This is a genomic window from Streptomyces sp. NPDC002671, assembly GCF_053592475.1.
This window is the reverse complement of record NZ_JBSFVU010000036.1, coordinates 17,228-42,370: the sequence shown is the minus strand read 5'-3', so window position 1 is coordinate 42,370 and position 25,143 is coordinate 17,228. Positions and strand designations below refer to the sequence as shown.

Annotated in this window: 23 protein-coding genes; 17 read left to right on the top strand and 6 right to left on the bottom strand. The window is 70.8% G+C overall.

The annotated features are described in order from the left end of the window. Window positions 1-14 precede the first annotated feature (14 nt). Complete coding sequence (locus ACWD35_RS37090) at window positions 15-527, bottom strand: hypothetical protein (RefSeq protein ID WP_451355771.1); 513 nt, start codon at window positions 525-527, stop codon at window positions 15-17. 214 nt (window positions 528-741) lie between these two features. On the opposite strand from ACWD35_RS37090, the gene ACWD35_RS37085 reads away from it, so the two are divergent. The 7 genes from ACWD35_RS37085 (at window position 742) to ACWD35_RS37055 (ending at window position 10,838) form a co-directional block, all read left to right on the top strand. Beyond that, window positions 742-2,583, top strand: coding sequence for an APC family permease (locus tag ACWD35_RS37085; RefSeq protein WP_451355770.1), 1,842 nt, complete (start codon window positions 742-744; stop codon window positions 2,581-2,583). Between the two features lie 272 nt (window positions 2,584-2,855). Next, a complete protein-coding gene (gene kdpF, locus ACWD35_RS37080) occupies window positions 2,856-2,945 on the top strand; it encodes a K(+)-transporting ATPase subunit F (protein WP_009326374.1) in 90 nt (29 codons plus the stop codon). Window positions 2,946-2,953: 8 nt separating this feature from the next. Beyond that, window positions 2,954-4,615 carry a potassium-transporting ATPase subunit KdpA gene (gene kdpA, locus ACWD35_RS37075; protein WP_451355769.1) on the top strand — a complete coding sequence of 554 codons (1,662 nt, stop codon included), beginning with the start codon at window positions 2,954-2,956 and terminating at the stop codon, window positions 4,613-4,615. A gap of 32 nt (window positions 4,616-4,647) precedes the next feature. Next, entirely contained in the window at window positions 4,648-6,750 is a 2,103-nt protein-coding gene (kdpB, locus tag ACWD35_RS37070) for a potassium-transporting ATPase subunit KdpB (RefSeq protein ID WP_451355768.1), read from the top strand. A gap of 5 nt (window positions 6,751-6,755) precedes the next feature. After that, on the top strand, window positions 6,756-7,463 hold the full coding sequence (locus tag ACWD35_RS37065) for a potassium-transporting ATPase subunit C (protein ID WP_451355767.1): 708 nt from the start codon (window positions 6,756-6,758) through the stop codon (window positions 7,461-7,463). A gap of 136 nt (window positions 7,464-7,599) precedes the next feature. Next, window positions 7,600-8,283, top strand: a complete 684-nt coding sequence (locus ACWD35_RS37060; protein ID WP_451355766.1) for a response regulator — start codon at window positions 7,600-7,602, stop codon at window positions 8,281-8,283. A 2-nt stretch (window positions 8,284-8,285) separates the two neighbouring features. Then, on the top strand, window positions 8,286-10,838 hold the full coding sequence (locus ACWD35_RS37055) for an ATP-binding protein (protein ID WP_451355765.1): 2,553 nt from the start codon (window positions 8,286-8,288) through the stop codon (window positions 10,836-10,838). Between the two features lie 127 nt (window positions 10,839-10,965). Here the strand turns inward: ACWD35_RS37055 and ACWD35_RS37050 are convergent, their stop codons facing one another. After that, a complete protein-coding gene (locus tag ACWD35_RS37050; protein ID WP_451355764.1) occupies window positions 10,966-11,442 on the bottom strand; it encodes a universal stress protein in 477 nt (158 codons plus the stop codon). A 291-nt stretch (window positions 11,443-11,733) separates the two neighbouring features. Here ACWD35_RS37050 and ACWD35_RS37045 point away from each other — a divergent pair, with 291 nt between their 5' ends. Both ACWD35_RS37045 and lysA read left to right on the top strand, forming a co-directional pair. Beyond that, window positions 11,734-12,072, top strand: a complete 339-nt coding sequence (locus ACWD35_RS37045; RefSeq protein WP_451355763.1) for an SAV_915 family protein — start codon at window positions 11,734-11,736, stop codon at window positions 12,070-12,072. Between the two features lie 14 nt (window positions 12,073-12,086). After that, entirely contained in the window at window positions 12,087-13,421 is a 1,335-nt protein-coding gene (lysA, locus tag ACWD35_RS37040; RefSeq protein ID WP_451355762.1) for a diaminopimelate decarboxylase, read from the top strand. 17 nt (window positions 13,422-13,438) lie between these two features. On the opposite strand, the gene ACWD35_RS37035 is transcribed toward lysA, so the two are convergent. Beyond that, window positions 13,439-14,377 (bottom strand): hypothetical protein, encoded by a 939-nt coding sequence (locus ACWD35_RS37035; RefSeq protein WP_451355761.1) that lies wholly within the window; start codon window positions 14,375-14,377, stop codon window positions 13,439-13,441. Window positions 14,378-14,575: 198 nt separating this feature from the next. Between ACWD35_RS37035 and ACWD35_RS37030 the strand changes: the two genes are divergently transcribed. From ACWD35_RS37030 to ACWD35_RS36995, 8 genes are all read left to right on the top strand, one after another. After that, window positions 14,576-16,846, top strand: coding sequence for a heavy metal translocating P-type ATPase (locus tag ACWD35_RS37030; protein WP_451355760.1), 2,271 nt, complete (start codon window positions 14,576-14,578; stop codon window positions 16,844-16,846). 327 nt (window positions 16,847-17,173) lie between these two features. Continuing rightward, window positions 17,174-18,691: an alkaline phosphatase gene (locus ACWD35_RS37025; RefSeq protein WP_451355759.1), complete on the top strand. Its 1,518-nt coding sequence runs from the start codon at window positions 17,174-17,176 to the stop codon at window positions 18,689-18,691. Window positions 18,692-18,818: 127 nt separating this feature from the next. Further along, on the top strand, window positions 18,819-19,355 hold the full coding sequence (locus ACWD35_RS37020) for a hypothetical protein (RefSeq protein ID WP_451355758.1): 537 nt from the start codon (window positions 18,819-18,821) through the stop codon (window positions 19,353-19,355). Window positions 19,356-19,527: 172 nt separating this feature from the next. Continuing rightward, window positions 19,528-20,178 carry an isochorismatase family protein gene (locus ACWD35_RS37015; RefSeq protein WP_451355757.1) on the top strand — a complete coding sequence of 217 codons (651 nt, stop codon included), beginning with the start codon at window positions 19,528-19,530 and terminating at the stop codon, window positions 20,176-20,178. Window positions 20,179-20,212: 34 nt separating this feature from the next. Continuing rightward, window positions 20,213-20,446, top strand: coding sequence for a hypothetical protein (locus ACWD35_RS37010; RefSeq protein ID WP_451355756.1), 234 nt, complete (start codon window positions 20,213-20,215; stop codon window positions 20,444-20,446). Then, window positions 20,446-21,369: an LLM class flavin-dependent oxidoreductase gene (locus ACWD35_RS37005; RefSeq protein WP_451355755.1), complete on the top strand. Its 924-nt coding sequence runs from the start codon at window positions 20,446-20,448 to the stop codon at window positions 21,367-21,369. Before ACWD35_RS37010 ends, ACWD35_RS37005 begins: the two co-directional genes overlap by 1 nt. Beyond that, window positions 21,366-21,938 carry a YceI family protein gene (locus ACWD35_RS37000; protein WP_451355754.1) on the top strand — a complete coding sequence of 191 codons (573 nt, stop codon included), beginning with the start codon at window positions 21,366-21,368 and terminating at the stop codon, window positions 21,936-21,938. The genes ACWD35_RS37005 and ACWD35_RS37000 overlap by 4 nt, the downstream gene beginning before the upstream one ends. Before the next feature lie 54 nt (window positions 21,939-21,992). Continuing rightward, the gene (locus tag ACWD35_RS36995) at window positions 21,993-22,457 is read left to right on the top strand and encodes a MarR family winged helix-turn-helix transcriptional regulator (RefSeq protein ID WP_451355753.1); all 465 of its coding nucleotides are present in this window, start codon (window positions 21,993-21,995) and stop codon (window positions 22,455-22,457) included. A gap of 97 nt (window positions 22,458-22,554) precedes the next feature. Here the strand turns inward: ACWD35_RS36995 and ACWD35_RS36990 are convergent, their stop codons facing one another. From ACWD35_RS36990 to ACWD35_RS36980, 3 genes are read right to left on the bottom strand one after another with little or no spacing between them, the layout of a single operon-like run. Then, window positions 22,555-23,346 carry an ABC transporter permease gene (locus ACWD35_RS36990; protein ID WP_451355752.1) on the bottom strand — a complete coding sequence of 264 codons (792 nt, stop codon included), beginning with the start codon at window positions 23,344-23,346 and terminating at the stop codon, window positions 22,555-22,557. Further along, window positions 23,343-24,305 (bottom strand): ATP-binding cassette domain-containing protein, encoded by a 963-nt coding sequence (locus ACWD35_RS36985; protein ID WP_451355751.1) that lies wholly within the window; start codon window positions 24,303-24,305, stop codon window positions 23,343-23,345. Before ACWD35_RS36985 ends, ACWD35_RS36990 begins: the two co-directional genes overlap by 4 nt. A gap of 36 nt (window positions 24,306-24,341) precedes the next feature. After that, window positions 24,342-25,007: a DUF4097 family beta strand repeat-containing protein gene (locus ACWD35_RS36980; RefSeq protein ID WP_451355750.1), complete on the bottom strand. Its 666-nt coding sequence runs from the start codon at window positions 25,005-25,007 to the stop codon at window positions 24,342-24,344. Between the last annotated feature and the right edge of the window lie 136 nt (window positions 25,008-25,143).

The following is a 25,143-nucleotide window of genomic DNA, read 5'->3' as shown; positions in this document are numbered from 1 at the left end:
CCCTGTACGTCCTGTCAGTTGAGTCCGGACACCTTGAACACCGCCTGCGCCGTCTCCCGGTCCACACGGGCCGAGAGGCGGCGCACCGCGGTCTGTCCGCACAGCAGCAGACCGTCGGCCGCCGACTTCCGGGCGCCCTCCTCCAGGCGGTGCCACAACCGCGGGTTGCGCACCAGCACCTCGGGGTCGAGCTCTACGCGTGTGCCGAACACGTCGCGCAGCAGAAGCCGTTGGGAGACGCCACCCAGGCACCGGACCGACACCAGCAGATCGGTGCGCACCCGGCGCTCGCGCAGCAGCCGGCGCGCGGACAGCCAGTCCTGGCCGGCCGAGACCCGGGCGGGGCACAGGAGGAGGAAGAGCAGCAGGGCGAGGAACAGCCAGAGGGCACAGCGCCACAGGGCGAGCTTGCCCGTGCCCCAGTCGAAGAGGAGGAGCAGGGCGAGCAGCGCGCCCGCGCAGCCGACGGACTCCCCTGCGTCGCGCGCCCAGCGCTGGTCGTACGTTGCGTCGTCGCGACGTCCCATGCCCGCGACCGTACCGACGCCGGGACGCGGAAACGGCCGTCCTGACACGACTCTGACGGCGTCACCCGTCAAGATCTCATCAAGGTCAGTCGCATGGGCGCGAAGATGGCGCAAGGAACTGCCGGGTGCGGTCGGTATCGGACAGAACCTGGGTGCACCCGCGCACAGCCAGGCCTTTGTGCGCGGCTCTTTCTTGACCAAGGAGCACGCACCTATGTCCGTCCTGACCACCGAACCGGACGCCGTCCCCGCCGGCGAGGAACCCCCGGATACCGGCGAACGCCACCGGCTCACCGCCGTCACCGGACTCGCGGCACTGTCGCTGGACGCGATGGCGTCGGTGGCGTACGGCCCGGAGGCGATCGTCCTCGTGCTGGCCGCCGCCGGCGCGCACGGTCTCGGCTTCACGCTGCCCGTCACCCTCGCCATCGCGGCCCTGCTGGCGGTGCTGGTCGCCTCCTACCGGCAGGTGATCGCGGCCTTCCCGGACGGCGGCGGCTCCTACGCCGTGGCCAAGACGCACCTGGGCGCGCGCACGAGCCTGGTGGCGGCGGCCTCCCTGGTACTGGACTACGTGCTCAACGTGGCCGTCGCCGTCACGGCCGGCGTGGCCGCCCTGACCTCCGCCTTCCCGGGCCTGTACGACGACCGGCTGTGGCTGTGCCTGGTGGTGCTCGTGCTGATCACGGCCGTCAACCTGCGCGGCATCGTGGAGTCGGCCAAGGCGTTCATCGTGCCCACGGTCGTCTTCGTCGGCTCGATCTTCGTGCTGATCGCGGTCGGCCTCTTCCGGTCCGCCCCCGTCAGTACGGCCACCGCGGCCGGACACGCCTCCGTGGTCGCGGACAACGCCACCTCCGTCGGCACCCTGCTCCTGCTGAAGGCCTTCGCCTCCGGGTGCTCCGCGCTGACCGGCGTCGAGGCCATCGCCAACGCCGTCCCCTCCTTCCGCGTCCCGCGCGCTCGGCGCGCCCAGCGCGCGGAGGTCGCCCTCGGTGCCGTCCTCGGCCTGATGCTCATCGGCCTGTCGGTGCTGATCTCCCGCTTCCACCTCCAGCCGGTCGAGGGCGTCACGGTCCTCGCCCAGCTCGCGGACGCCTCGCTCGGCCACAACTGGGCTTTCTACGTCATCCAGTTCGCGACGATGATCCTGCTGGCCCTGTCCGCGAACACCTCCTTCGGCGGCCTCCCGGTCCTGCTGAAGCTGCTCGCCCGCGACAACTACCTGCCGCACGTCTTCGCCCTGAAGGCCGACCGCCAGGTGCACCGGCACGGCGTGCTCGCCCTCGCCCTGGTCTCCGCCGCGCTGCTCGTCTTCTCCGGCGGCGACACCAACACCCTCGTGCCGCTGTTCGCCATCGGCGTCTTCGTCGGCTTCACGATCGCCCAGGTCGGCATGGTCCGGCACTGGCTTCTGGAACGCGGCGCGGGCTGGCGCGGCAAGGCGCTGCTGAACGGCTTCGGCGCGCTGCTGACCGGTGCGGCGACCGTCGTCGTCACGGCGAGCAAGTTCGCCGAGGGCGCCTGGCTGATCGTGGTGGCCCTGCCGCTGATGGTCGCCGCGTTCATCGCCGTCCACCGCGCCTACGGCCGGATCGGCGAGCGGCTGGGCCTCGGCCGGATCCCGGAGCCCCCGCACCGCGAGCGCTCGCTGGTGATCGTGCCGGTGTCGTCCCTGTCCCGGCTCACCTCCGAGGCCCTGACGGCCGCCGCCTCCCTGGGCGACGAGGTCCGCGCGGTCACCGTCTGCTACCCGGACCCGGAGGACCGCGCCGCGCTGCACGCCCTGGAGCGCGCCTGGGCCGACTGGGACCCGGGGGTGCCCCTGGTGCGGCTGTCCTGCGAGCGGCGCAGCCTGGGCCGCCCCATCGCCGCCTACGTCCGTGAGGTCGCCGCCGCGGAGCCGGCCACCCAGGTCACCGTGCTGATCCCGGAGACCGAGCCGGAGCGGCTGTGGCAGCGGCTCCTGCAGAACCAGCGGGGCGCCGTCGTCGCGCACGCCGTGCGCCGGGAGACGGACGCGGTGATCTGCCGGCTGCGCTTCCGGCTGCTCTGACGCCTTCCGTACGCGGCTACCGGCTGGGTCGGCACACCGTTACCGGACGGTATCGAGCGGTCGCCGTAAGAGTCCCGTCAAAGCCGTCATGCGGGCCGTAAGAGGGTCGTCAACGGGCGACCGGATCCGGCCAAGGAGACGCTTTCCTCTAACCGTCCTAGTTTCGCCCCCGAACCTCTCCAGGAGTTCACGATGGCCGATCTGGCCTTCGTCGTCACCGTGCTCGCGGGTTTCGCGCTGGTGGCCCTCGTCGCCAAGGGGGTGACGAAGCTGTGACCGCCGAAAACGTAGTCGGCCTGGTCGTGGCCGTCGCCCTGCTGGGCTATCTCGTCCTCGCCCTGATCTTCCCGGAGAGGTTCTGAGAACAGACATGGGTCCCGAACTTGCCGGCGTGCTCCAGCTCGTCGCCCTCATAGGCGCACTGGCGCTCGCCTACGTCCCCCTTGGCAACTACATGGCCAAGGTCTACTCCTCCGACAAGCACCTGCGCGTCGAGAAGTGGGCCTACAAGGCCATCGGTGCCAACCCCGACGTCGAGATGACCTGGCCCGCGTACCTGCGCGGTGTCCTCGCCTTCTCGGCCGTCAGCGTCCTCTTCCTCTACCTGCTCCAGCGGCTCCAGGGCGTCCTGCCCGGCTCGATGGGCTTCGACGCGGTCAACCCGGCGCAGTCGTTCAACACGGCCGTCTCCTTCGTGACCAACACGAACTGGCAGTCGTACTACGGCGAGCAGACCATGGGTCACGTCGTGCAGACCGCCGGTCTGGCCGTGCAGAACTTCGTCTCCGCGGCCGTCGGTATCGCCGTCGCGGTGGCACTGGTGCGCGGCTTCGCGCGCTCGCGCACCGGTGAGCTGGGCAACTTCTGGTCCGACCTGGTGCGCGGCACGTTTCGGATCCTGGTGCCGCTCGCAGCCGTCGCCGCGGTGATCCTGGTCGCCTGCGGTGTCATCCAGAACTTCTCCGGCATCCACGAGGTCGGTCAGTTCATGGGCGGCTCGCAGCAGTGGAACGGTGGCGCGGTGGCCTCGCAGGAGGCGATCAAGGAGGTGGGCACCAACGGCGGTGGCTACTTCAACGCCAACAGCGCCCATCCCTTCGAGAACCCGACCCCGTTCACGAACCTCTTCGAGATCTTCCTGATCCTGGTGATCCCGTTCTCGCTGACCCGCACCTTCGGTGTGATGGTCGGGAACGTGAAGCAGGGTTATGCGATCCTCGCCGCGATGTTCACCATCTGGCTCGGCTTCACCGCGCTGATGATGTGGACCGAGTTCGCCCACCACGGCCCGGCGCTCCAGGCCGCGGGCGGCGCGATGGAGGGCAAGGAGGTCCGCTTCGGCGTCGGCTCGTCGTCGATCTTCGCGGTGTCGACCACGCTCACCTCGACCGGTGCGGTGGACTCCTTCCACTCCTCCTTCACCGGCCTCGGCGGCGGGATCACCATGCTCAGCATGATGCTGGGCGAGATCGCGCCCGGTGGTACCGGCTCCGGCCTCTACGGCATGCTGATCATGGCGGTCATCGCGGTGTTCATCGCCGGTCTGATGGTCGGCCGTACGCCCGAGTACCTGGGCAAGAAGATCGGCGCCCGAGAGATGAAGCTCGCGGCCTGCTACATCCTGATCACCCCGGCGCTGGTGCTGGTCTTCACCGCCGCCTCCATGGCGCTGCCGACCCCGCCGAACTCGATGCTGAACTCCGGGGCGCACGGCTTCTCCGAAGTCCTGTACGCCTTCACGTCGGCGTCGAACAACAACGGCTCGGCCTTCGCCGGCCTGAACGCGAACACCGACTGGTACAACACCATGACCGGACTCGCGATGCTCTTCGGCCGCTTCCTGCCGATGGTGTTCGTCCTGGCGCTGGCCGGCTCGCTCGCCGAGCAGAAGCCGGTGCCGGTCACGGCGGGCACCCTGCGCACCGAGAAGCCGCTGTTCACCGGCCTGCTGGTGGGCGCGATCCTGATCATCACCGGTCTCACGTACTTCCCGGCGCTGGCGCTGGGTCCGCTCGCCGAAGGGCTTGCGTGATGACCACCCGTATAGAGAAGTCAGAGGACTCCATGTCCACAGCCACTCCGACCCGGGCGCCGCACAGCGACGTCCCCACCGGGCACAAGCCGGCCGAAAGCCGTGTCGGCGCGGGCCTCTTCGACCCCAAGGCGCTGGTCAAGTCCCTGCCGGACGCCTTCCGCAAGCTCGACCCGCGGGTGATGGTCAAGTCCCCCGTGATGTTCGTCGTGTGGATCGGCTCCGTCCTGACCACCGTCTTCTCCTTCAAGGACCCGGGCGACTGGTTCGGCTGGACGATCAGTGCGTGGCTGTGGCTGACCGTGATCTTCGCGAACCTCGCGGAGGCGGTCGCCGAGGGCCGCGGCAAGGCCCAGGCGGACACCCTGCGCAAGGCCAAGACCGACACCGTGGCGCGGCGCCTGCTGAAGGACGGCTCCGAGGAGCAGGTGCCCGGCACCGCGCTGACCATCGGTGACCTGGTGGTCTGCGAGGCCGGCGACATCATCCCCGGTGACGGTGACGTCATCGAGGGTGTCGCCTCGGTCGACGAGTCGGCGATCACCGGTGAGTCGGCTCCGGTCATCCGCGAGTCCGGCGGCGACCGCAGCGCGGTCACCGGCGGTACGAAGGTCCTCTCCGACCGCATCGTCATCAAGATCACGACGAAGCCCGGCGAGACCTTCATCGACCGGATGATCAACCTGGTCGAGGGCGCGGCCCGGCAGAAGACGCCGAACGAGATCGCGCTGAACATCCTGCTCGCGTCGCTGACGATCGTCTTCCTGCTGGCGGTGGCCACGCTGCCGCCGTTCGCGGACTACGCCGGCACGCACCTGACCGTGATCGTGCTGGTCGCCCTGCTGGTCTGCCTCATCCCGACCACCATCGGCGCCCTGCTCTCCGCGATTGGCATCGCGGGCATGGACCGCCTGGTGCAACGCAACGTGCTCGCCATGTCCGGGCGTGCGGTCGAGGCCGCCGGTGACGTCTCCACGCTGCTGCTCGACAAGACCGGCACCATCACCCTCGGCAACCGACAGGCCGCCGAGTTCGTCCCGGTCAAGGGCACCACCGAGGCCGAGGTCGCGGACGCCGCCCAGCTGTCCTCGCTGGCCGACGAGACCCCCGAGGGCCGCTCGATCGTCGTCCTGGCCAAGGAGAAGTACGGGCTGCGCGAGCGCCACCAGGGCGAGCTGGCGCACGCCGAGTGGATCGCCTTCACCGCCCAGACCCGTATGTCGGGTGTGGACGTCGACGGCCGTGAGGTCCGCAAGGGCGCCACCGCCTCGGTCGTCGCCTGGGTGGAGGAGCAGGGCGGCACGGTCGCCAAGGACGCCGACACCGTCGCCAACCGCATCTCCGAGGCCGGCGGCACCCCGCTGCTGGTCGCGGTCAAGGACGACAAGGGCGCCCGCGTCCTGGGCGTCATCTACCTCAAGGACGTCGTCAAGGACGGCATGCGGGAGCGGTTCGAGGAACTGCGCCGCATGGGCATCAAGACGGTCATGATCACGGGTGACAACCCGCTGACCGCCAAGGCGATCGCCGAGGAGGCGGGCGTCGACGACTTCCTCGCCGAGGCCACTCCCGAGGACAAGATGGCCCTCATCAAGCGGGAGCAGGCGGGCGGCAAGCTGGTCGCCATGACCGGTGACGGCACGAACGACGCGCCCGCGCTCGCGCAGGCGGACGTCGGCGTGGCGATGAACACCGGTACGTCGGCCGCCAAGGAGGCCGGCAACATGGTCGACCTCGACTCCAACCCGACCAAGCTCATCGAGATCGTGGAGATCGGCAAGCAGCTGCTGATCACCCGTGGTGCGCTGACCACGTTCTCCATCGCCAACGACGTCGCGAAGTACTTCGCGATCATCCCGGCGCTGTTCGCGGCGGTCTACCCGGGCCTGGACAAGCTGAACATCATGCAGCTGTCCTCGCCCGACTCCGCGATCCTGTCGGCCGTCATCTTCAACGCGCTGATCATCATCGCGCTGGTGCCGCTGTCCCTGAAGGGCGTGCAGTACCGGCCGATGAGCGCGGACAAGATGCTGCGCCGCAACCTCGGGATCTACGGCATCGGCGGCCTGATCGCCCCGTTCATCGGCATCAAGATCATCGACCTGCTCATCTCTCTGATCCCCGGGATCGGGTGAAGGACATGAACAACTCCTTTATGAACACAGCCCGGTTGCTGGGAGCGGGCCTGCGGGCACTGCTCGTACTGACCCTGGTGACGGGCGTCATCTACCCGCTGGTCGTCACGGGCGTGGCCCAGGCACTGTTCCACGACAAGGCGAACGGCTCGGAGATCAAGTCGGACGGCAAGGTCGTCGGCTCCTCCCTGATCGGGCAGTCGTACAACCTGCCGCTGAAGAAGGGCCAGGACACTCCGGACGCGGACCTGAAGTGGTTCCAGGGTCGCCCGGCCAACGGGCTCGGCAGCAACAGCGTGAACACGCAGTACAAGCTGCTCCTGTCCGGCGCCACCAACCTCGCCGCCGACAGCGGCGCGGTGAAGGGCAAGTGCCCCGACAAGCCCGAGGACGGCACGCTCTGCGCCCAGGTCGTCGCCGCCCAGGCCGCCGTGGTCAAGGACAACTCCGTCCCCGGCTACACGGTCAAGCTCGCGGACGTACCCGCCGACGCGGTGACCTCCTCCGGCTCCGGCTTGGACCCGGACATCTCCACGGAGTACGCCGACCTCCAGGCCCACCGGGTCGCCGCCAAGAACGGCCTGTCGGTCGCGCAGGTGGAGAAGCTGGTCAAGGACCACACGTCCGGCCGCACCCTCGGCTTCATCGGCGAGCCCCGCGTGAACGTCCTGGAGCTCAACATCGCGCTCAAGGACCTCGTGGCGAAGCATTGATGGGGTTACGCGACACACGCGGGAGCCGGCGGTCCGGGAACCATCCCGGACCGCCGGCTCCCGCAGTCATGACATCCGTTGCCTCACTCCCCAGCCCCCCCGATGGTCCGCCGTACGACAGGAAAGGCACACACCCATGACCAGGGTGCTCGTGGTGGAGGACGACCCGCAGCTCGTACGGGCCCTCGTGATCAACCTGCAGGCCCGTCGGTACGGCGTCGACGCGGCGCCCGACGGGGCCACCGCGCTCCGCCTGGCCGCCGCCCGCCAGCCCGACGTGGTGATGCTCGACCTGGGCCTGCCCGACATGGACGGCGTCGACGTCATCAAGGCACTGCGCGGCTGGACCCGTGTCCCGGTGCTGGTCCTGTCCGCCCGCCAGTCGTCCGACGAGAAGGTGGCCGCGCTCGACGCCGGCGCCGACGACTACGTCACCAAGCCGTTCAGCATGGACGAACTGCTCGCCCGGCTGCGCGCGGCCGTCCGCCGCACCGAGGCCACCCCGCTCGCGCCCGAGACGACCCTCGTGAAGACGGACGACTTCGCCATCGACCTGCTCGCCAAGAAGGTCGTACGGGCCGGGCGGGACGTCCGCCTGACCCCGACCGAATGGCACCTGCTGGAGATCCTCGTGACCAACCCCGGCCGCCTGATCACCCAGAAACACCTGCTCCACGAGGTGTGGGGCGTCTCCCAGAGCAACAAGTCCAACTACCTTCGGGTTTACATGGCGCAGCTCCGCCGCAAATTGGAGACGGACCCCTCACATCCCCGCTACCTCATCACCGAGCCCGGCATGGGCTACCGCTTCGAAGGATGAACATGGCACGCGGCAAGCTCCGGATCTACCTCGGCGCGGCACCCGGCGTCGGCAAGACCTACGCCATGCTCTCCGAGGCGCACCGCCGGGTGGAGCGGGGCACCGACTGTGTCGTGGCCTTCGTGGAGCACCACCGCCGGCCGCGCACCGAGGTGATGCTGCACGGCCTGGAGCAGGTGCCGCGCGCGGAACTGGCGTACCGGGAGAGCACGTTCACCGAGATGGACGTCGACGCGGTGCTCGCCCGGCGCCCCCAGGTGGCCCTCGTCGACGAGCTGGCGCACACCAACGTCCCAGGCTCCCGCAACACCAAGCGCTGGCAGGACGTCGAGGAGCTGCTGGCCGCCGGGATCGACGTGATCTCGACGGTCAACATCCAGCACCTGGAGTCGCTGGGCGACGTCGTGGAGTCGATCACCGGGGTGCGGCAGCGCGAGACCGTGCCCGACGAGGTCGTCCGCCGCGCCGACCAGATCGAACTGGTCGACATGTCGCCGCAGGCGCTGCGCCGCCGCATGGCGCACGGCAACATCTACAAGCCGGACAAGGTGGACGCGGCCCTGTCCAACTACTTCCGGCCCGGCAACCTCACCGCCCTGCGGGAGCTGGCGCTGCTGTGGGTGGCCGACCGGGTCGACGCCTACCTCCAGGAGTACCGCACCGAGCACCGCGTCTCGGCCATCTGGGGTTCGCGCGAGCGGATCGTGGTCGGCCTGACCGGCGGTCCGGAGGGCCGGACGCTGATCCGCCGCGCCGCCCGCCTGGCGGAGAAGGGCGCCGGCGGCGAGGTCATGGCCGTCTACATCTCCCGCAGCGACGGCCTGACCGCCGCCTCCCCTAAGGAACTCGCCGTCCAGCGCACCCTCGTGGAGGACCTGGGCGGCACCTTCCACCACGTCGTCGGCGACGACATACCGGCCGCGCTGCTGGACTTCTCGCGCGGCGTCAACGCCACCCAGATCGTCCTCGGCGTCTCCCGCCGCAAGGACTGGCAGTACGTCTTCGGGCCCGGCGTCGGTGCCACGGTCGCCCGGGACTCGGGCCCCGACCTCGACGTCCACCTCATCACGCACGACGAGGCGGGCAAGGGCCGCGGGCTGCCCGTGGCCCGGGGCACGCGGCTCAACCGGTCCCGGATCGTCTGGGGCTGGCTCGCCGGCCTCGCCGGGCCCGCCCTGCTGACCTGGCTGCTGAACAGCATGTTCCCGGACGTCGGCCTCGCCAACGACATGCTGCTGTACCTGGCGCTGACGGTGGCCGCGGCGCTGCTCGGCGGCCTGCTGCCCGCGCTGGCCTCGGCGGCCTTCGGGTCCCTGCTGCTGAACTGGTACTTCACCCCTCCCATCCACCGGCTGACCATCGCCGACCCCCGGAACATCGTCGCCATAGCAATCTTCTTCGGGGTCGCCGTGTCGGTCGCCTCCGTGGTCGGTCTGGCGGCCCGTCGTACCCATCAGGCGGCCCGGCTGCGCGCCGAGTCGGAGATCCTCTCCTTCCTCGCGGGCAACGTGCTGCGCGGCGAGACCAGCCTGGAGGCGCTGCTGGAGCGGGTCCGGGAGACCTTCGGCATGGAGTCGGCGGCCCTGCTGGAGCGCGAGAGCGACGTCGCGCCCTGGACCTGCGCGGGCAGCGTCGGCCCCCGCCCCTGCGCCGCGCCCGAGGACGCGGACGTCGAGGTGCCGGTCGGCGACCGCCTCTCCCTCGCCCTGTCGGGCCGGGTGCTGCCCGCCGAGGACCGCCGGGTGCTCGCCGCCTTCGCGGCCCAGGCCGCCGTCGTCCTGGACCGCCGGCGCCTGCAGCAGAAGGCGGACGAGGCCAAGGAACTGGCCGAGGGCAACCGCATCCGCACCGCCCTCCTCGCCGCCGTCAGCCACGACCTGCGCACCCCGCTCGCCGGCATCAAGGCCGCGGTGACCTCGTTGCGCTCCGACGACGTCGCCTGGTCCGAGGAGGACCAGGCGGAGTTCCTGGCAGCCATCGAGGACGGCGCCGACCGGCTCGACCACCTGGTGGGCAACCTGCTCGACATGTCCCGCCTCCAGACCGGCACCGTCACCCCGATCATCCGCGAGACCGACCTCGACGAGGTGATCCCGATGGCACTCGGGGGCGTACCGGAGGACAGCGTGGACCTCGACGTCCCGGAGACCCTGCCGATGGTCGCCGTGGACCGGGGCCTGCTGGAACGCTCGGTCGCCAACGTCGTGGAGAACGCGGTCAAGTACAGCCCGGCCGGCACCACCGTGCTGGTGTCGGCAAGCGCGATAGCGGACCGCGTGGAAGTCCGGGTGGTGGACCGCGGGCCGGGCGTCCCCGACGAGGCCAAGGACCGCATCTTCGAGCCCTTCCAGCGGTACGGCGACTCGCCGCGCGGCGCCGGCGTGGGCCTCGGCCTCGCGGTCGCCCGCGGCTTCGCGGAGGCCATGCGGGGCACCCTGCACGCCGAGGACACACCCGGCGGCGGCCTCACCATGGTCCTCAGCGTCCCGACGGCCCCGCAACGCACCCCCGCCCCGGGCCGGCCGGACCTCTCCTCGTCGGGGGTGGCGAACTGAGCACCGGGGGCGGCGGGGTGAGCCTAGTGAGCGCCGGGGCGGTTGGTGGGCTCGGGGTGGGCCGGCCGTGGTCCGGAGGCGGGCCTGTCGTGGTCCCGGGCTGAGGCGCGGTGGGCCGAGTCGGGGCTTACGCCGTCGGCGGGACCGCTTCGAACTCCTCGCGGATCCGGCGGGTGTCCAGCCGCAGCCCCAGCACATTGCGGCGGTGCACGGCCCTGAGTTCGGCCTCCAGCGGTGAGGGCGGCACCGCCAGGACGGGGCAGGCGGCGTGGGCGAGGCAGTACCGGCTCACCGAGGGCCGCAGTGCGCGGCGCAGCCGCCCCCGCTGCCCGGCACCGACGACCAGCACGTCCCCCTCGCCGTCGGCGATCTCCACCAGGGCCCGTCCGGGAGCACTCCGGGCCACCAGGGCCCGCATGGCGAGGTTCGGCCCGTCACTGCCGAACACCTCGCCGAGAACGGTGACCAGCTTCTCCTGGGCCTGCCGCTGCCACGCCTCGGCCAGGTAGGACGAGGCCGGGAACCGGCGCGCGGCCAGATCCCCCTCGGGCGGCTCCCAGCCCGGGGTCTCCCGGCCGGCGATTTCTCTCGCTACGGCTTCCATCTCACCTCCGCCGCCCGGCTTTTGAACAGCCCGTACGGCAGTTCTTGGCGCCCTTCTGACAGCCCCTGTGGACCCCGTCACCGACCCCGTCAGCGTCCCGTCAAGGTCGTACGGATCGCCGTCAGCGTCTCGTCAGGGCCCGGCCGGGAACCGGGGGCGGCGGGGATAGCGTCGAAGCGAGCCCCGGTCTGCCTCCCCGCGTCCGGGGCCTTCCGGACTTCCGGACTTCCGGACTTCCGGACTTCCGGACTTCTGGACCTCAGGACCTCAGGCCTCTTGGAAGGCATTCCCATGACAGAACTCCTGTACGGCGACGACCCCGAGCCCTCTGATCCGTTCCCGGCCGGACCCCTGTACGTCCCGGTCCGGCCGGGCCCCTCCGGGTGTGCGGCCCGGCTCTTCCGCACACCGCTCGGCGAGCGCACGGCCGTCGGATTCACCTCCGAGCGCGCGCTGACCGCCGTACTCGGCCGAGGCCAGCAGTGGATCCGGCTCGCCGAGCCCGCGCTGCGCGCGCTGACCGCCCCGCTCGGCGTCACCGCCGTCACGGTGGACCCGCAGTTCACCGCCCCGGCGCCCACGCCGATCACGCCGGTCACGCCTGAAATCCCTGTACTGCGGACCGCCTGAGAGAGGCAGCCACGATGACCACGGTTCACGAAACCACCGCCTTCACCGCGTCCGGCGAGCTGTCGGTGTGGCCCGCCTCCACCACCGTGCCCCTGCGGGGCGACCTCGCCGTGGGCGGCGTATCGCTCGCCGAGGTCGCCGACCGCTTCGGCACCCCCGTCTACGTCCTGGACGAGGCCGAGGTCCGCGACCGCTGCCGCACCTACCGGGACGCCTTCCCGGACGCCGAAGTCCTGTACGCCGCCAAGGCGTTCCTGTGCCGGGCCATGGCCCACTGGATGGACGAGGAAGGCCTAGGCCTCGACGTCTGCTCCGCCGGCGAACTCGAACTGGCCGTCACCACCGGCTTCCCGCCCGAGCGGATCGTGCTGCACGGCAACGCCAAGTCCCCGCGCGACCTGGACACCGCGCTGCGCCTCGGCGTCGGCCGCATCGTCATCGACAGCCCCTCGGAGATCGCCCGGCTGGCCGCCGCCGTCGGACCCGACGGGCACCAGAAGGTGATGGTCCGGGTCGTCCCCGGCATCAGCGCGGGCGGCCACGAGAAGATCCGCACCGGCACCGACGACCAGAAGTTCGGCCTGACGATCTCCGACGGCTACGCCCAGCACGCCATCGCCCGCATACTCGACCAGCCGCAACTCCAACTCATGGGTCTGCACTGCCACTTGGGATCCCAGATCAGCAGTGTCAAGCCGTACCTCGGCGCCATACGCCGTTTGGTGGGCCTGATGGCCCGGCTCCACGAGCAGCACGGCCTGGTCCTGCCCGAGCTCGACCTCGGCGGTGGCCACGGCATCGCCTACCGCCCCGGCGAACCGGCCCTCGACCTCACCGAGTTGGCCCGCAGGGTGCGCCTGGAACTCGCCGAGGCGTGCGTCGCGGCCGGGATCCCCGTGCCCCGCCTGATCATCGAGCCGGGCCGGGCGATCGCGGGGCCCGCGGGCATCGCCCTGTACCGCGTCCTCTCCGTGAAACACAGCGGCGAGCGCGTGTTCGTGGCCGTGGACGGCGGCATGAGCGACAATCCGCGCCCGGCCCTGTACGGCGTCCGGTACGCCCCCCTCCTGGTCGGCCGGCACTCCGGTGCGGCCCCGGCCCGGGTGACCGTGGTGGGCCGGCACTGCGCGGCGGGCGACGTCCTCGCGGCGGACGTGGCGCTCCCCGCCGACGTACACCCGGGCGACCTGCTCGCCGTCCCCGTCGCCGGCGCCTACCACCTCTCCATGGCCTCCGCCTACAACATGCTCGGCCGCCCCCCGGTCGTCGCCGTACGCGACGGCACGGCACGCCTGCTGATCCGCCGGGAGTCCCTGGAGGACCTGCGCAGCCGCGACGTGGGCCTGTAGGCAGACCGCCCCGGCTCTCAACTACCGTGCGGGGCCGGCTCGCTCGTCTGGACCGTGAAGGCTGCGGTGTGGACCTTGCCGGCGTGCTTGAAGTCGAGGAAGAGCCGGTAGGTCCCGGTGCTGGGTGCGGTGGTGGTGAAGGTGATGTCCGGGCCGGGGGTGGTGGTGCCGTCGCCGGGTTCGCCGGTCGGGTGGACGTGGAGGTAGGCGAGGTCTCCGGCGCGCAGGGCGACGAGGTGGCCGTAGGCGCCGAGGTAGGGCTGGAGGTCGCGGACGGGGTTGCCGTTGCGGGTCACGGTCAGGGTCAGCCGGCCGGCCTGGGCGGTGGTGAGGTGTCCGCGGAGGGTGACCGCGTATCCGTCCACCTCGGCCGTAGTCTTGGCCGTGGGGAGCTGGGCGGGGGTGTAGGTGCCCGCTGCGGTGAGGTCGGCGCCGAGGGTGAGGCCTTCGCCGCCGCGAGGGGCGAAGTCGGTGAAGACGCGGTAGGTGCCGGCCCTGGGGAGGTTCACGGGGGTGGACCAGGTGCCGTCGGCGGCGCGGGTGGGGTGCAGGTGGCGGTAGAAGGTCAGGTCGCGTGAGGCGACGATCAGGTGCAGTTCCTTGGTGTGCTCGCGCTGGTAGGCGGTGAGCGCGCGGCCGGTGGAGTCCTGGGTGATCGTGAAACGCAGGTCGGTGTTCTTGCCCGGCTTGAGGGTGGGGGTCTTCAGGGCGAGGGTGTAGCCGCCGTCGGAGATCTGGAGGCCTCCGGGGAGCGCGGCTGAGGTGTGGCCTCCGCCGTGTTCACCGTGTTCACCGTGCTCACCGTGTTCACCGTGCGTGGCGCTTGCGTGCTTCCCATGTGCCGCGTGCTTGGTCTGGGGGCTGATCTCGCCGACGCCGTTGCCCACGCCGTAGGCGGTGCCGAAGGTGGCGGCGAGCGCGGCGGTGAAGACGGCGATCCGCAGTCCGGTGTTCATGGGGCACTCCTCGACTCTTGGCCTCTCGGCCGTCCGCTGGCGGCTCGACGCACTTCAACATACCCCTAGGGGGTATTAAGTCAAGCCTGCGATTCCCTTGCGCCGCATACGGCTGGGGGGTATACATGGAGTCGTTCGCCGGATACCCCCCATGGGTATTCGAGTCCGTCCGGTCCGAGACCGACGCGAGGAGCAGACATGACCACCACCACGACACCCGGTGCCGCCGAGGTCGAACTCGCCATCGGCGGCATGACCTGCGCCTCCTGCGCCGCCCGCATCGAGAAGAAGCTCAACCGCATGGACGGCGTCGAGGCCACCGTCAACTACGCCACCGAGAAGGCCAAGGTCACCTTCCGCGAGGACATAGCCGTCGCCGACCTGATCGCGACCGTCGAGGCCACCGGCTACACCGCCCGCGAGCCCCAGCCCGCCGCCCGCACCGAGGCGGAGTCCGGCGGCGGTTCCGCCGCGACGGAGGCCGACGAGCTGCGGCCCCTGCGGGAGCGGCTGATCACGGCGGTGGTGCTCGCCGTGCCGGTGATCGCGATGGCGATGGTCCCGGCGCTGCAGTTCGAGTACTGGCAGTGGCTGTCGCTGACGCTGGCGGCGCCCGTGGTGACGTACGCCGCCTGGCCCTTCCACAAGGCCGCCTGGACCAACGCCCGGCACGGCGCCGCCACCATGGACACGCTGATCTCGGTCGGTACGTCGGCCGCGTTCCTGTGGTCGCTGTGGGCGCTGTTCTTCGGGACGGCCGGCATGCCCGGCATGACGCACTCCTTCGAGCTGACCATCGCCCGCAGCGACGGCGCCGGGAACATCTACCTGGAGGCCGCGGCCGGAGTGACCGCCTTCATCCTGGCCGGCCGGTACTTCGAAGCCCGCTCCAAGCGAAGGGCCGGCGCGGCGCTCAAGGCCCTGCTGGAACTGGGCGCCAAGGAGGTCACCGTACTGCGCGGCGACCGCGAAGAACTCGTGCCCGTCGCGGAGTTGAAGGTCGGCGACCGCTTCCTCGTCCGTCCCGGTGAGAAGATCGCCACCGACGGCACGGTCGTCGAGGGCTCCTCGGCCGTGGACGCCTCCATGCTCACCGGTGAGTCCGTGCCCGTCGAGGTGAGCGTCGGCGACCCGGTCACCGGTGCCACCCTGAACGCCGGCGGCCGGCTGGTCGTGGAGGCCACCCGGGTCGGCGCCGACACCCAGCTCGCCCGCATGGCGAAGATGGTGGAGGACGCCCAGAACGGCAAGGCCGCCGCCCAGCGGCTCGCCGACAGGATCTCCGCGGTCTTCGTCCCCGTCGTGATCGCCCTGGCGATCGCCACCCTCGGCTTCTGGCTCGGCAACGGCGCCGGCCTGACCGCCGCCTTCACCGCCGCGGTCGCCGTCCTGATCATCGCCTGCCCCTGCGCCCTGGGCCTCGCCACGCCGACCGCGCTGATGGTCGGCACCGGGCGCGGCGCCCAGCTCGGCATCCTCATCAAGGGCCCCGAGGTGCTGGAGAGCACGCGCAAGGCCGACACCATCGTCCTGGACAAGACCGGCACCGTCACCACCGGCAAGATGACCCTGCTGGCCGTGCACACCGCCGAGGGCACCGCGGAGAGGGACGTCCTGCGCCTGGCCGGCGCCCTGGAGCACTCCTCCGAGCACCCCATCGCCCAGGCCGTCGCCACCGGAGCCGCCGCCCGCGTCGGCACCCTGCCCGCCCCCGAGGACTTCGCCAGCATCCCCGGCCTCGGTGTCCAGGGCATCGTCGACGGACACGCGGTCCTCGTCGGACGCGAGCAGCTGCTCGCAGACTGGGCGATGTCCCTGCCGGACGACCTCAAGCGGGCGAAGTCCGCCGCCGAAGCCGCCGGCCGTACGGCCATCGCGGTCGCCTGGGACGGCGAGGCCCGCGCGGTCCTCGAAGTCGCCGACGCCATCAAGGAGACCAGCCCCGAGGCCATCCGCCGGCTGCGCGCCCTCGGCCTGACCCCGATGCTGCTGACCGGAGACAACCGGGCGGTCGCCGAGGCCGTCGCCGCCGAGGTGGGCATCGCCCCCGAGCACGTGATCGCCGAGGTCCTGCCGCAGGACAAGGTCGACGTCGTCAAGCGCCTTCAGGGCGAGGGGCGTTCGGTCGCCATGGTCGGCGACGGCGTGAACGACGCCGCGGCCCTCGCCCAGGCCGACCTGGGCCTGGCGATGGGCACCGGCACGGACGCCGCGATCGAGGCCGGCGACCTGACCCTGGTCCGCGGGGACCTGAGGGTCGCGGCCGACGCCATCCGGCTCGCCCGCAAGACCCTCGGCACCATCCGCTCCAACCTGTTCTGGGCCTTCGTCTACAACATCGCCGCGCTGCCGCTGGCCGCGGCCGGACTGCTCAACCCGATGATCGCGGGCGCCGCGATGGCCTTCTCCTCGGTCTTCGTCGTCGGCAACAGCCTGCGCCTGCGCCGCTTCCGGGCCACCGACCGCTGAACCACGGCCGTGCCCAGGGCGCCCTCCGTCTCCCGGCAGACGGTGGGCGCCCTGGCGCGGCTGGCGGCTGGCGGCTGGCGGCTGGCGGCTGCCGCGCTCCGGTCCGGCCGGTCCGGGACGAGATCGAGCGCCGGGTGCGCGGGCTCCCGGCGGGCAGCTGCTGATCGCCGCCGACCGTCAACGTGTTCCCCTGGGCGACATGTTGAGATCGCGGCGTGTTCATACCCTGCTCTTACCTTCGCTCCGCCCGGCCAGTCCGGGCGCGCTCGCGACCGGCACGCAACAGGGGGGTCGGGTCGTGGCGCCCAGCCTCCTAGGAGCATCCGCATGCGCAGATCCGTCAGGCTCCTGACGGTCCTCGCCACGACCGGCGCGCTCGCCGCCGGTACGGCCGTGGCGGCCAACTCGACGCCTCAGCAGGGGGGTCAGGACCACGAGATCCACAACGTCATCTACCTGCTCGGCGACGGCATGGGCCGCACCCATGTCACCGCCGCCCGGGAGCGCTACTACGGCGCGAACGGCAAGCTGAACATGGAGCAGCTGCCGAACTACGGCGCCGTCGCCACGTACGCCGTGGAGAAGGGCACCAACCAGCCGTCGCTGGTGACCGACTCCGCCAGCTCGGCTACCGCCTGGTCGTCCGGTGTGAAGACGTACAACGCCGCCATCGGTGTCGACACCAACGAGAAGAAGGTGACGACGCTGATGGAGCAGGCCCACACCGCGGGCTTCGCCACCGGCAACGTCTCCACCGCCGAGATCACCGACGCGACCCCGGCCGCCCAGTTCAGCCACGCGCTGCTGCGCGGCTGCCAGGGCCCGGTCTACTCGGACGCCTCCTGCCTGCCCAAGAAGGCCGACGGCAGCCTCGAGGACAAGCCCGCCGACCAGACCCTGATCACGCCGATCGCCGAGCAGATCGCCCGCAACGGCACCGCCGACGTGATCCTCGGCGGCGGCCTGGCCCGTTTCGAGCCGGACGACCAGAAGGCGCTGCAGTCGCAGGGCTACCAGGTGCTCGGCAGCTTCGGTGACCCGTCGCTGCCCGCGCAGACCGCCGCCAGCCAGAAGGTCGCCACCAAGGCGGACCTGGCGAACGTCAAGAGCGGCAAGGTCGTCGGCCTGTTCAACCGCGGCAACCTGACCGTCGAGCAGGCCAAGGCCCAGCTGCCCGCGGACGCCCCGCAGCAGCAGGAGCCGACCCTGGCGGAGATGACCCAGAAGTCGATCTCCCTGCTCAACGGCCGTTCCAAGAAGGGCTTCCTGCTCCAGGTCGAGGGCGCCCAGATCGACAAGCGCTCGCACGCCAACGACGCCGCGCAGACCCTCGCCGAGGTCAAGGCGTTCGACGACGCCGTGAAGGCCGCGGTCGACTTCGCCAAGAAGGACGGCCACACCCTGGTCGTCGTGACGGCGGACCACGAGTGCGCCGGCTTCAACATCATCGAGAAGGGCTCCTTCACCAACGCCGAGGCGGCGGCCCCGCCGGCCAACATGGACGCGGGCAACCCGGCCAACAACTCCGCCCCGTCGCGTTCGGCCGCGGCCAACGTCAAGGACCCGGCCCGCTCCTCGGGCATCGTCAACGGCGCCGGCGCGGGCGACCCGAAGAACTTCGGCCCCGCCACGTTCCGTACGCCCGACGACCCGGCGGACGTCAAGGACGGCAGCCCCGAGGCCAGCCTGTGGCTGTCCTACCTCTCCGGCAACCACACCGGCGCCGACGTGCCGATCTACGCGTACGGCCCCGGCGGCAAGCGCTTCGCCACCAGCCAGAACAACACCGAGCTGTACGGCAAGATGTTCCGCTCTCTGTTCGGCATGGCTCCGCGCACCAGCTGACGCCACTCGCGGGGCCGGGCACACGTCCCACGCCCGGCCCCGCGCCCGTACCGACGTACCGCATGGACCGACGTCACGGACCGCACGGACCGTTCCGGACGCCGACGACGCCCCGGGAGTAAGCCCGATGAGCCCGCTCACCCGCACCAAGGCCGCCGCGCTCGGCCTCCTCGTCCCCGCCCTGGTGGCGCTCGCCGGCTGCAGCGGCCACTCGGACCACCCGGGCGACCCGAAGCCGCGCGCCTCCGCCGCCGGAGTCGCCCTGCCCGCCCCGCGCACCGAGCCGGCCCCGGCGCCCACGCTCTCCCCGGCCCCACGCAAGGGCGAAGTCCGCATCGAGGACGGCCCGTTCACCGACCGGCTGCGCCTCAAGAGCCTGACGCTCACGGACAAGCCCGCGGTCACCGGGCACCTGGTCATCACCTCCGACGTCAGCGACGTCCTCGCGCTGGAACTCCGCGCCGCCTACTACGACTCCCACGGCCGCCTGCTGGGCACCGGCACCTTCCAGTACCAGGAGGAAGGCGAGGACGCGCAGGGCAACGAACAGCACAAGGGCCCGCGCGCCGCGGGCGACGGCATCGACTTCACCGTCCCCGCGAAGCACCTCACCGGCACCCCCGCCGCCGCGGCCGTCTCCATCCCCGTACTGGTCAACGAGTAGCCCACCGCAAGCCGGTAGGTCACGCACGCAGCAACTCCGCAGGGCCCTTACCGAGTTGGTAAGGGCCCTGCGGACTTTCTGCGCAGAAAAACTTGTCAAGAATCGTGACTGTCAAGTATCGTGACTACTGCCGGTTCGGAGGGGACCGGCAGTGACCAGGGGAGGAAAGATCATGAATCAGATCACCGCAGTCGAGCGCGCCGGCCGGTTCACCGAGCAGCTGACCGCGGACAACGCGGCGCTGCTGCTGGTGGACCACCAGATCGGGCTGTTCGCCGCCGTACGCGACTACAGCGTTGGCGAGTTGAAGCACAACGTGGTCGGACTGACCAAGGCCGCCAAGGCGCTGGGCGTTCCGATCGTGGCGACCACCACCGCCGCCGATTCGCTGTGGGGCCCGCTCGCCCCGGAGCTCGCCGAGGCCCTGCCGGAGGGTCTGGAGGTCATCGACCGCAGCACGGTCAACGCCTGGAACGATGCGCGCGTACGGGAGGCGGTCGCGGCGACGGGCCGCAGGAAGCTGATCGTCGCGGGGATCTCCATCGAGGTGTGCCTCGCGCTGCCCGCGCTGTCGGCGACGGCGGACGGCTACGACGTCTACGGCGTCATCGACGCGTCGGGCACCTTCAACGAGACCAAGCGGACGACCGGCATCCTGCGCATGCAGCAGGCCGGCGTGATCGTCACGGACTACTCGTCGGTGGCGGTCGAGATGCTCGCCGACAACGCCCACCCCAAGGCCGCCGAGGTCTACGCCGCGCTGGACATGGACTTCGGGGTCCTCAACGGCCAGCTCCGCGAGTTCTACGGCAAGCAGTCGTAACAGTCGAACGTCTCCGAAAACCCGGGGGGTTCTGATGCCGGAGACGAAAGTCCCGCGCTGGAAGATGACCGTGCTGGCCACCGGAGCGGTCTATCCGATCTCGCTGGCGGCCGAGTCGGTGCTGCTGCCCGAGCTGGGCGGGCTGCCCATGGCGGTACGGGACGCGGTGATCGCGGTGACCTTCAGCGCCGCCATGACCTACGTGACGATGCCGGCCCTGAGCAGGGCGCTGCGCGGCTGGCTCTCGACGGAGCGGAGGAACGCGTGATGTCCCAGCTGGAGTTCGGGTTCTCGCTGGTGCCGACCACCGACTTGGGGCTGCACCGCGAACTGGTCGACGTGGCCGAGGCCGGAGGCCTGGACCTGGTCGGCGTGCAGGACCATCCCTACGTGCCCGCCCTGGTCGACACGTTCGCTCTCATCGGCCAACTGATGGCCCGCACCGAGCGGTTGAGGTTCTTCCCGGACGTGGCGAGCCTGCCGCTGCGTCCGCCGGCGATGCTGGCCAAGGCGGCCTCGACGCTGGATCTGCTGTCCGGCGGGCGGTTCGAGCTCGCGCTCGGCGCCGGCGGCTACTGGGACGGCATCGCTTCGATGGGCGTCGCCCGGCGCACTCCGGGTGAGGCGATCGAAGCGCTGGAAGAGGCCGTTCACCTGCTGCGCGAGCTGTGGCGCCCGAACCACGCGGTCCGTTTCGACGGCGAGCACTACCGCATCGACGGCGTGCAGGCCGGCCCTGCCCCCGCGCATCCGATCGGCATCTGGCTCGGCGCCCAGGGCCCACGGGCGCTCCGGCAGACCGGCCGGATCGCCGACGGCTGGGCGGCTCCCATCCCCAGCTATCTCCCGTACGAGAAGTGGGACGAGGCCAACCGGATCATCGACGCCGCGGCCCGTGACGCCGGCCGCGACCCCGGCCGGATCATGCGCATGGCCCAGCTCGTCGGCACCATCACCGACCACCCCGGCGAGGCCGACGCCCGTACCGGAGCGGCGCCCGTGCGCGGCACCCCGGAGCAGTGGGCCCGGCTGATCGCCCGGCTCGCCACCGAGCAGCCGTTCACGACCTTCCTCTACTGGCCCGAACAGGCCACCCCCGAACAGCTCCACCGCTTCGCCCACGAGGTCGCCCCCGCGGTCCGCGACCTCCTCCAGCACCGTACCGACGTACAGAAGGCGAGCCACCAGTGACCACGTCCCTCTCCCCGGCCGAGCTTCTGGCCCGCACCGGCGTGTGGCACATCGACCCGTTCCACACCGGCGTGCACTTCGCCGCCGTGAACCGGGCGGCCGGGCGCGTCCGTGGCCGCTTCGACGAGGTCAGCGGCACGCTCACCCTGCCCCTGGACGACATCGGCGCCGACATCGTCATCGCCACGGCCTCGCTGTCCACCGGCAACGCCCTGCGCGACGGGCACCTGCGCACCGCCGACTTCCTGGACACCGAGCGCCACCCGCAGATGCGGTTCACCGCACACCGGCTCGACCAGGAGACGGAACGGACCGGGCGTCTGCATGGAGCCCTCACCCTCCGGGGCAGCACCCACCCGGTGACCCTGGACGTGTCCTGGCAGGGAGCCGCCCCGGACCCGCTCTCCGACGCGGAGCACCTCGCCTTCTCCGCCACCGCCCGGATCTCGCTGGCCGACTACGGCATCCGGCCCCAGCTCCTGCCCGGCCTCTCCATCCCCGGCATCGCCGACGCCATCGACATCATCCTCGACGTCGTCCTGCTCCCGTACGACCCAGCGGCCCGCTGACCCTACGTATAGTCAAAGATCCTGACTACATACGCGGTGAAGGTGAAGGCGACCATGGAAACCCCAGAGAACACGGACGACCTGGGCATGCTCACCGGGCAGCTGATGCGCGCCATCCAGGACGAGCTCTTCGGAACCCTCAATGAGCAGGGACACCCCGATGTGAGCCCGCGGCACGGCTCGGTGCTCGCCTTCCTGCCGCCCGAGGGGATGCGGCCCACCGACCTGGCGGTCCGCTCCGGGCAGCACAAGCAGATCGTCGGCACGATCGTCGACGAACTGGTCGCCCTCGGCTACGTCACCCGCGAACCCGATCCCACCGACCGCCGCGCCAAACTCGTCGTCCCCACCGCACACGGCCTCGACGAGATCGACAAGGCCCGCAACATCCTCTCGGCCATGGAGCAGCGCCACCACCAGACCCTCGGCGCCGAGCGGTACGCCGCCTTCAAGACCACCCTCCAGGAAATCGCCAGCGACCAGCGCAACTGGCGCGAGGAGCAGGGACGTCAGCCCTGAGCACACACGAACGGGCGGCGTACGCCGACGGGTTGTCGGTGTACGCCGCCCTCGGGTGGGACGAGTTGCGGGAGGTGGCCCCGCGTTGTCATGGCGGTTACTTCGGGTCGGCGTTGAACTTCGAGGCCGACCAGAAGTAGCCGAGTACCGCGAGGCCCAGGCACCAGGCGACGGCGAGCCAGCCGTTGTTGCCGATCTCGGTGCCGAGCAGCAGGCCGCGCAGGGTCTCGATGGCCGGCGTGAACGGCTGGTACTCGGCGACCGGCTGGAACCAGCCCGGCATCGAGTGGAGGGGGACGAAGGCGCTGGACAGGAGCGGCAGCAGGATCAAGGGCATGGCGTTGTTGCTGGCGGCCTCGGCGTTCGGGCTGACCAGGCCCATGCCGACCGCGATCCAGGTGAGCGCCGTGGCGAAGAGCACGAGCAGTCCGAACGCCGCGAGCCACTCCAGGACACCGGCATCGGTGGAACGGAAGCCGATGGCCACGGCGACGGCGCCGACGAGGACCACGCTGGCGATCGACTGCAGCACGCTGCCGATGACGTGTCCGATGAGCACGGAGCCGCGGTGGATCGCCATCGTGCGGAAGCGGGCGATGATGCCCTCGGTCATGTCGTTGGAGACGGAGACCGCGGTCCCGATCGTGGTGCTGCCGATGGTCATCAGCAGGAGCCCCGGGACGATGTAGGCGATGTACCTGGAGCGGTCCGGACCGCCGCCGCCGATGCCCGCGCTCATGGTGTCGCCGAAGATGTAGACGAAGAGCAGCAACAGCATGATCGGGGTGAGCAGCAGGTTCAGCGTGAGCGACGGGTAGCGCCGGGCGTGCAGGAGGTTGCGGCGCAGCATCGTGGAGGCGTCGCGTACGGCCAGAGAAAGGGAGCTCATCGGACAGCCTCCTTGGGCTGGTTGGGGATGCCGGTGCCGCCGGTCAGGGCGAAGAAGACGTCGTCGAGGTCGGGGGTGTGCACGGTCAGCTCGTCGGCCTCGACGCCGGCCGCGTCCAGCCAGTCGAGGATGGAGCGCAGCTCGCGCTGGCTGCCGTCGCTGGGGAGCTGCAGGGCGAGGGATGCGTCGTCCCGGGAGGCCTCGCTCAGGGCGGCGGCGGCGCTCCGGTAGGCGGCCGGGTCGGTGAAGCGGAGCCGGACGTGTCCGCCGGGGACGATCCGCTTCAGCTCCTCGGCGGTGCCCTGGGCGGCGATCCTGCCGTCGTGGAGCACGGCGATGCGGTCGGCGAGCTCGTCGGCCTCCTCCAGGTACTGGGTGGTGAGGAAGACGGTGACGCCGTCGGAGACGAGCTCGCGGATGATCTGCCACATGTTGTGCCGGGAGCGCGGGTCGAGGCCGGTGGTCGGCTCGTCGAGGAAGATGATCCGCGGGTTGCCGACCAGGGTCATGGCGATGTCGAGGCGGCGCTTCATGCCGCCGGAGTAGGTGGAGGCGGGCTTCTTCGCGGCCTCGGTGAGGTCGAAGCGCTCCAGCAGCCCGGCGGTGACCTGTCGTCCCTCGCGCTTGGACAGGTGGTGCAGGTCCGCCATGAGGAGCATGTTCTCCTCGCCGGTGATCAGGCCGTCTACGGCGGAGAACTGCCCGGTGACGCCGATCGCGGCGCGCACGGCCTGCGGGTCGGTGGCGAGGTCGTGACCGCCGACGCGGATCTGGCCACTGGCGGGGTCGGGGGAGATGAGGGTGGAGAGGATCTTGACGGCGGTGGTCTTGCCGGCGCCGTTCGGGCCGAGCAGGGAGAAGATCGTTCCTTCCCCGACGGCCAGGTCGACGCCGTCCAGGACGGTCTTGTCGCCGTAGGACTTGCGCAGCCCGTTCGCCGCGATGGCCAGGTCGGTCATGAGAGGTGCCCCCCTTTTTTTAGTGGCTGCGGGTGTCTACAGGCTGCGGGCGGTGATGTCGCCCTGGGAGGTGGTGGCGCGGATGTCGAGTTCGGCGGTGCCATCGTTCTTGAGGGCGTTGCTGATGCGGCCGTAGCTGGTGCCGGCGTCCAGGGCGGCCGAGACGCCTGCGGCGGCGACGACCGAAATGTCGCCGGACTGGGTGCGGAGCACGACCGTGCCGCGCACGGCCTCGCTGATCCGGATGTCGCCCCTTGCGGTGCTGATCTCCGCGGGGCCGCCCAGCCGGCCGACCTCGACGTCGCCGTCGATCGCGGTGAGGCGGAGGCTCGCGGCCTCGTCGATCTTGATCTGGCGGTACGCGCCGTCGAAGACGACGTCGCCGAGGCGGCCGACGCCGCGGAGCTCGGCACTGGCGGCCTTGCCCTCGATACGGGAGCCGGCGGGCAGCTGGACCGTCACCTCGACGGATCCGGAGGGGCCGAAGAGCTGGTTCTTCGCCTCCGGGGCCACGATCCGCAGGACGCCGTCGCTGTACGTGACCTCGATCTGCTCCGCCGCCTTCACGTCGCGGCTCTTGGCGGCGTTGACGGGCAGGACTTCGACCGTGGTGTCGGACCGGTCGGCGCCGATGAACTGGACGCGTCCGGCGGGGATGTCGAGGACGGTGGTCACCGGGGTGGTGGTGTCGAACTTCTGCATCGTGCTCTCCTTCGGCTCGTCGTTTCTGACATTGGAAAAGCTACGTTGCGTTCATGGATTGGGCAACACGCTCGTTGCGCAAGATTTACATCATCGCAGGTAGAAGCAGAGAAATCGTTGCAACGGTTCTGAATCT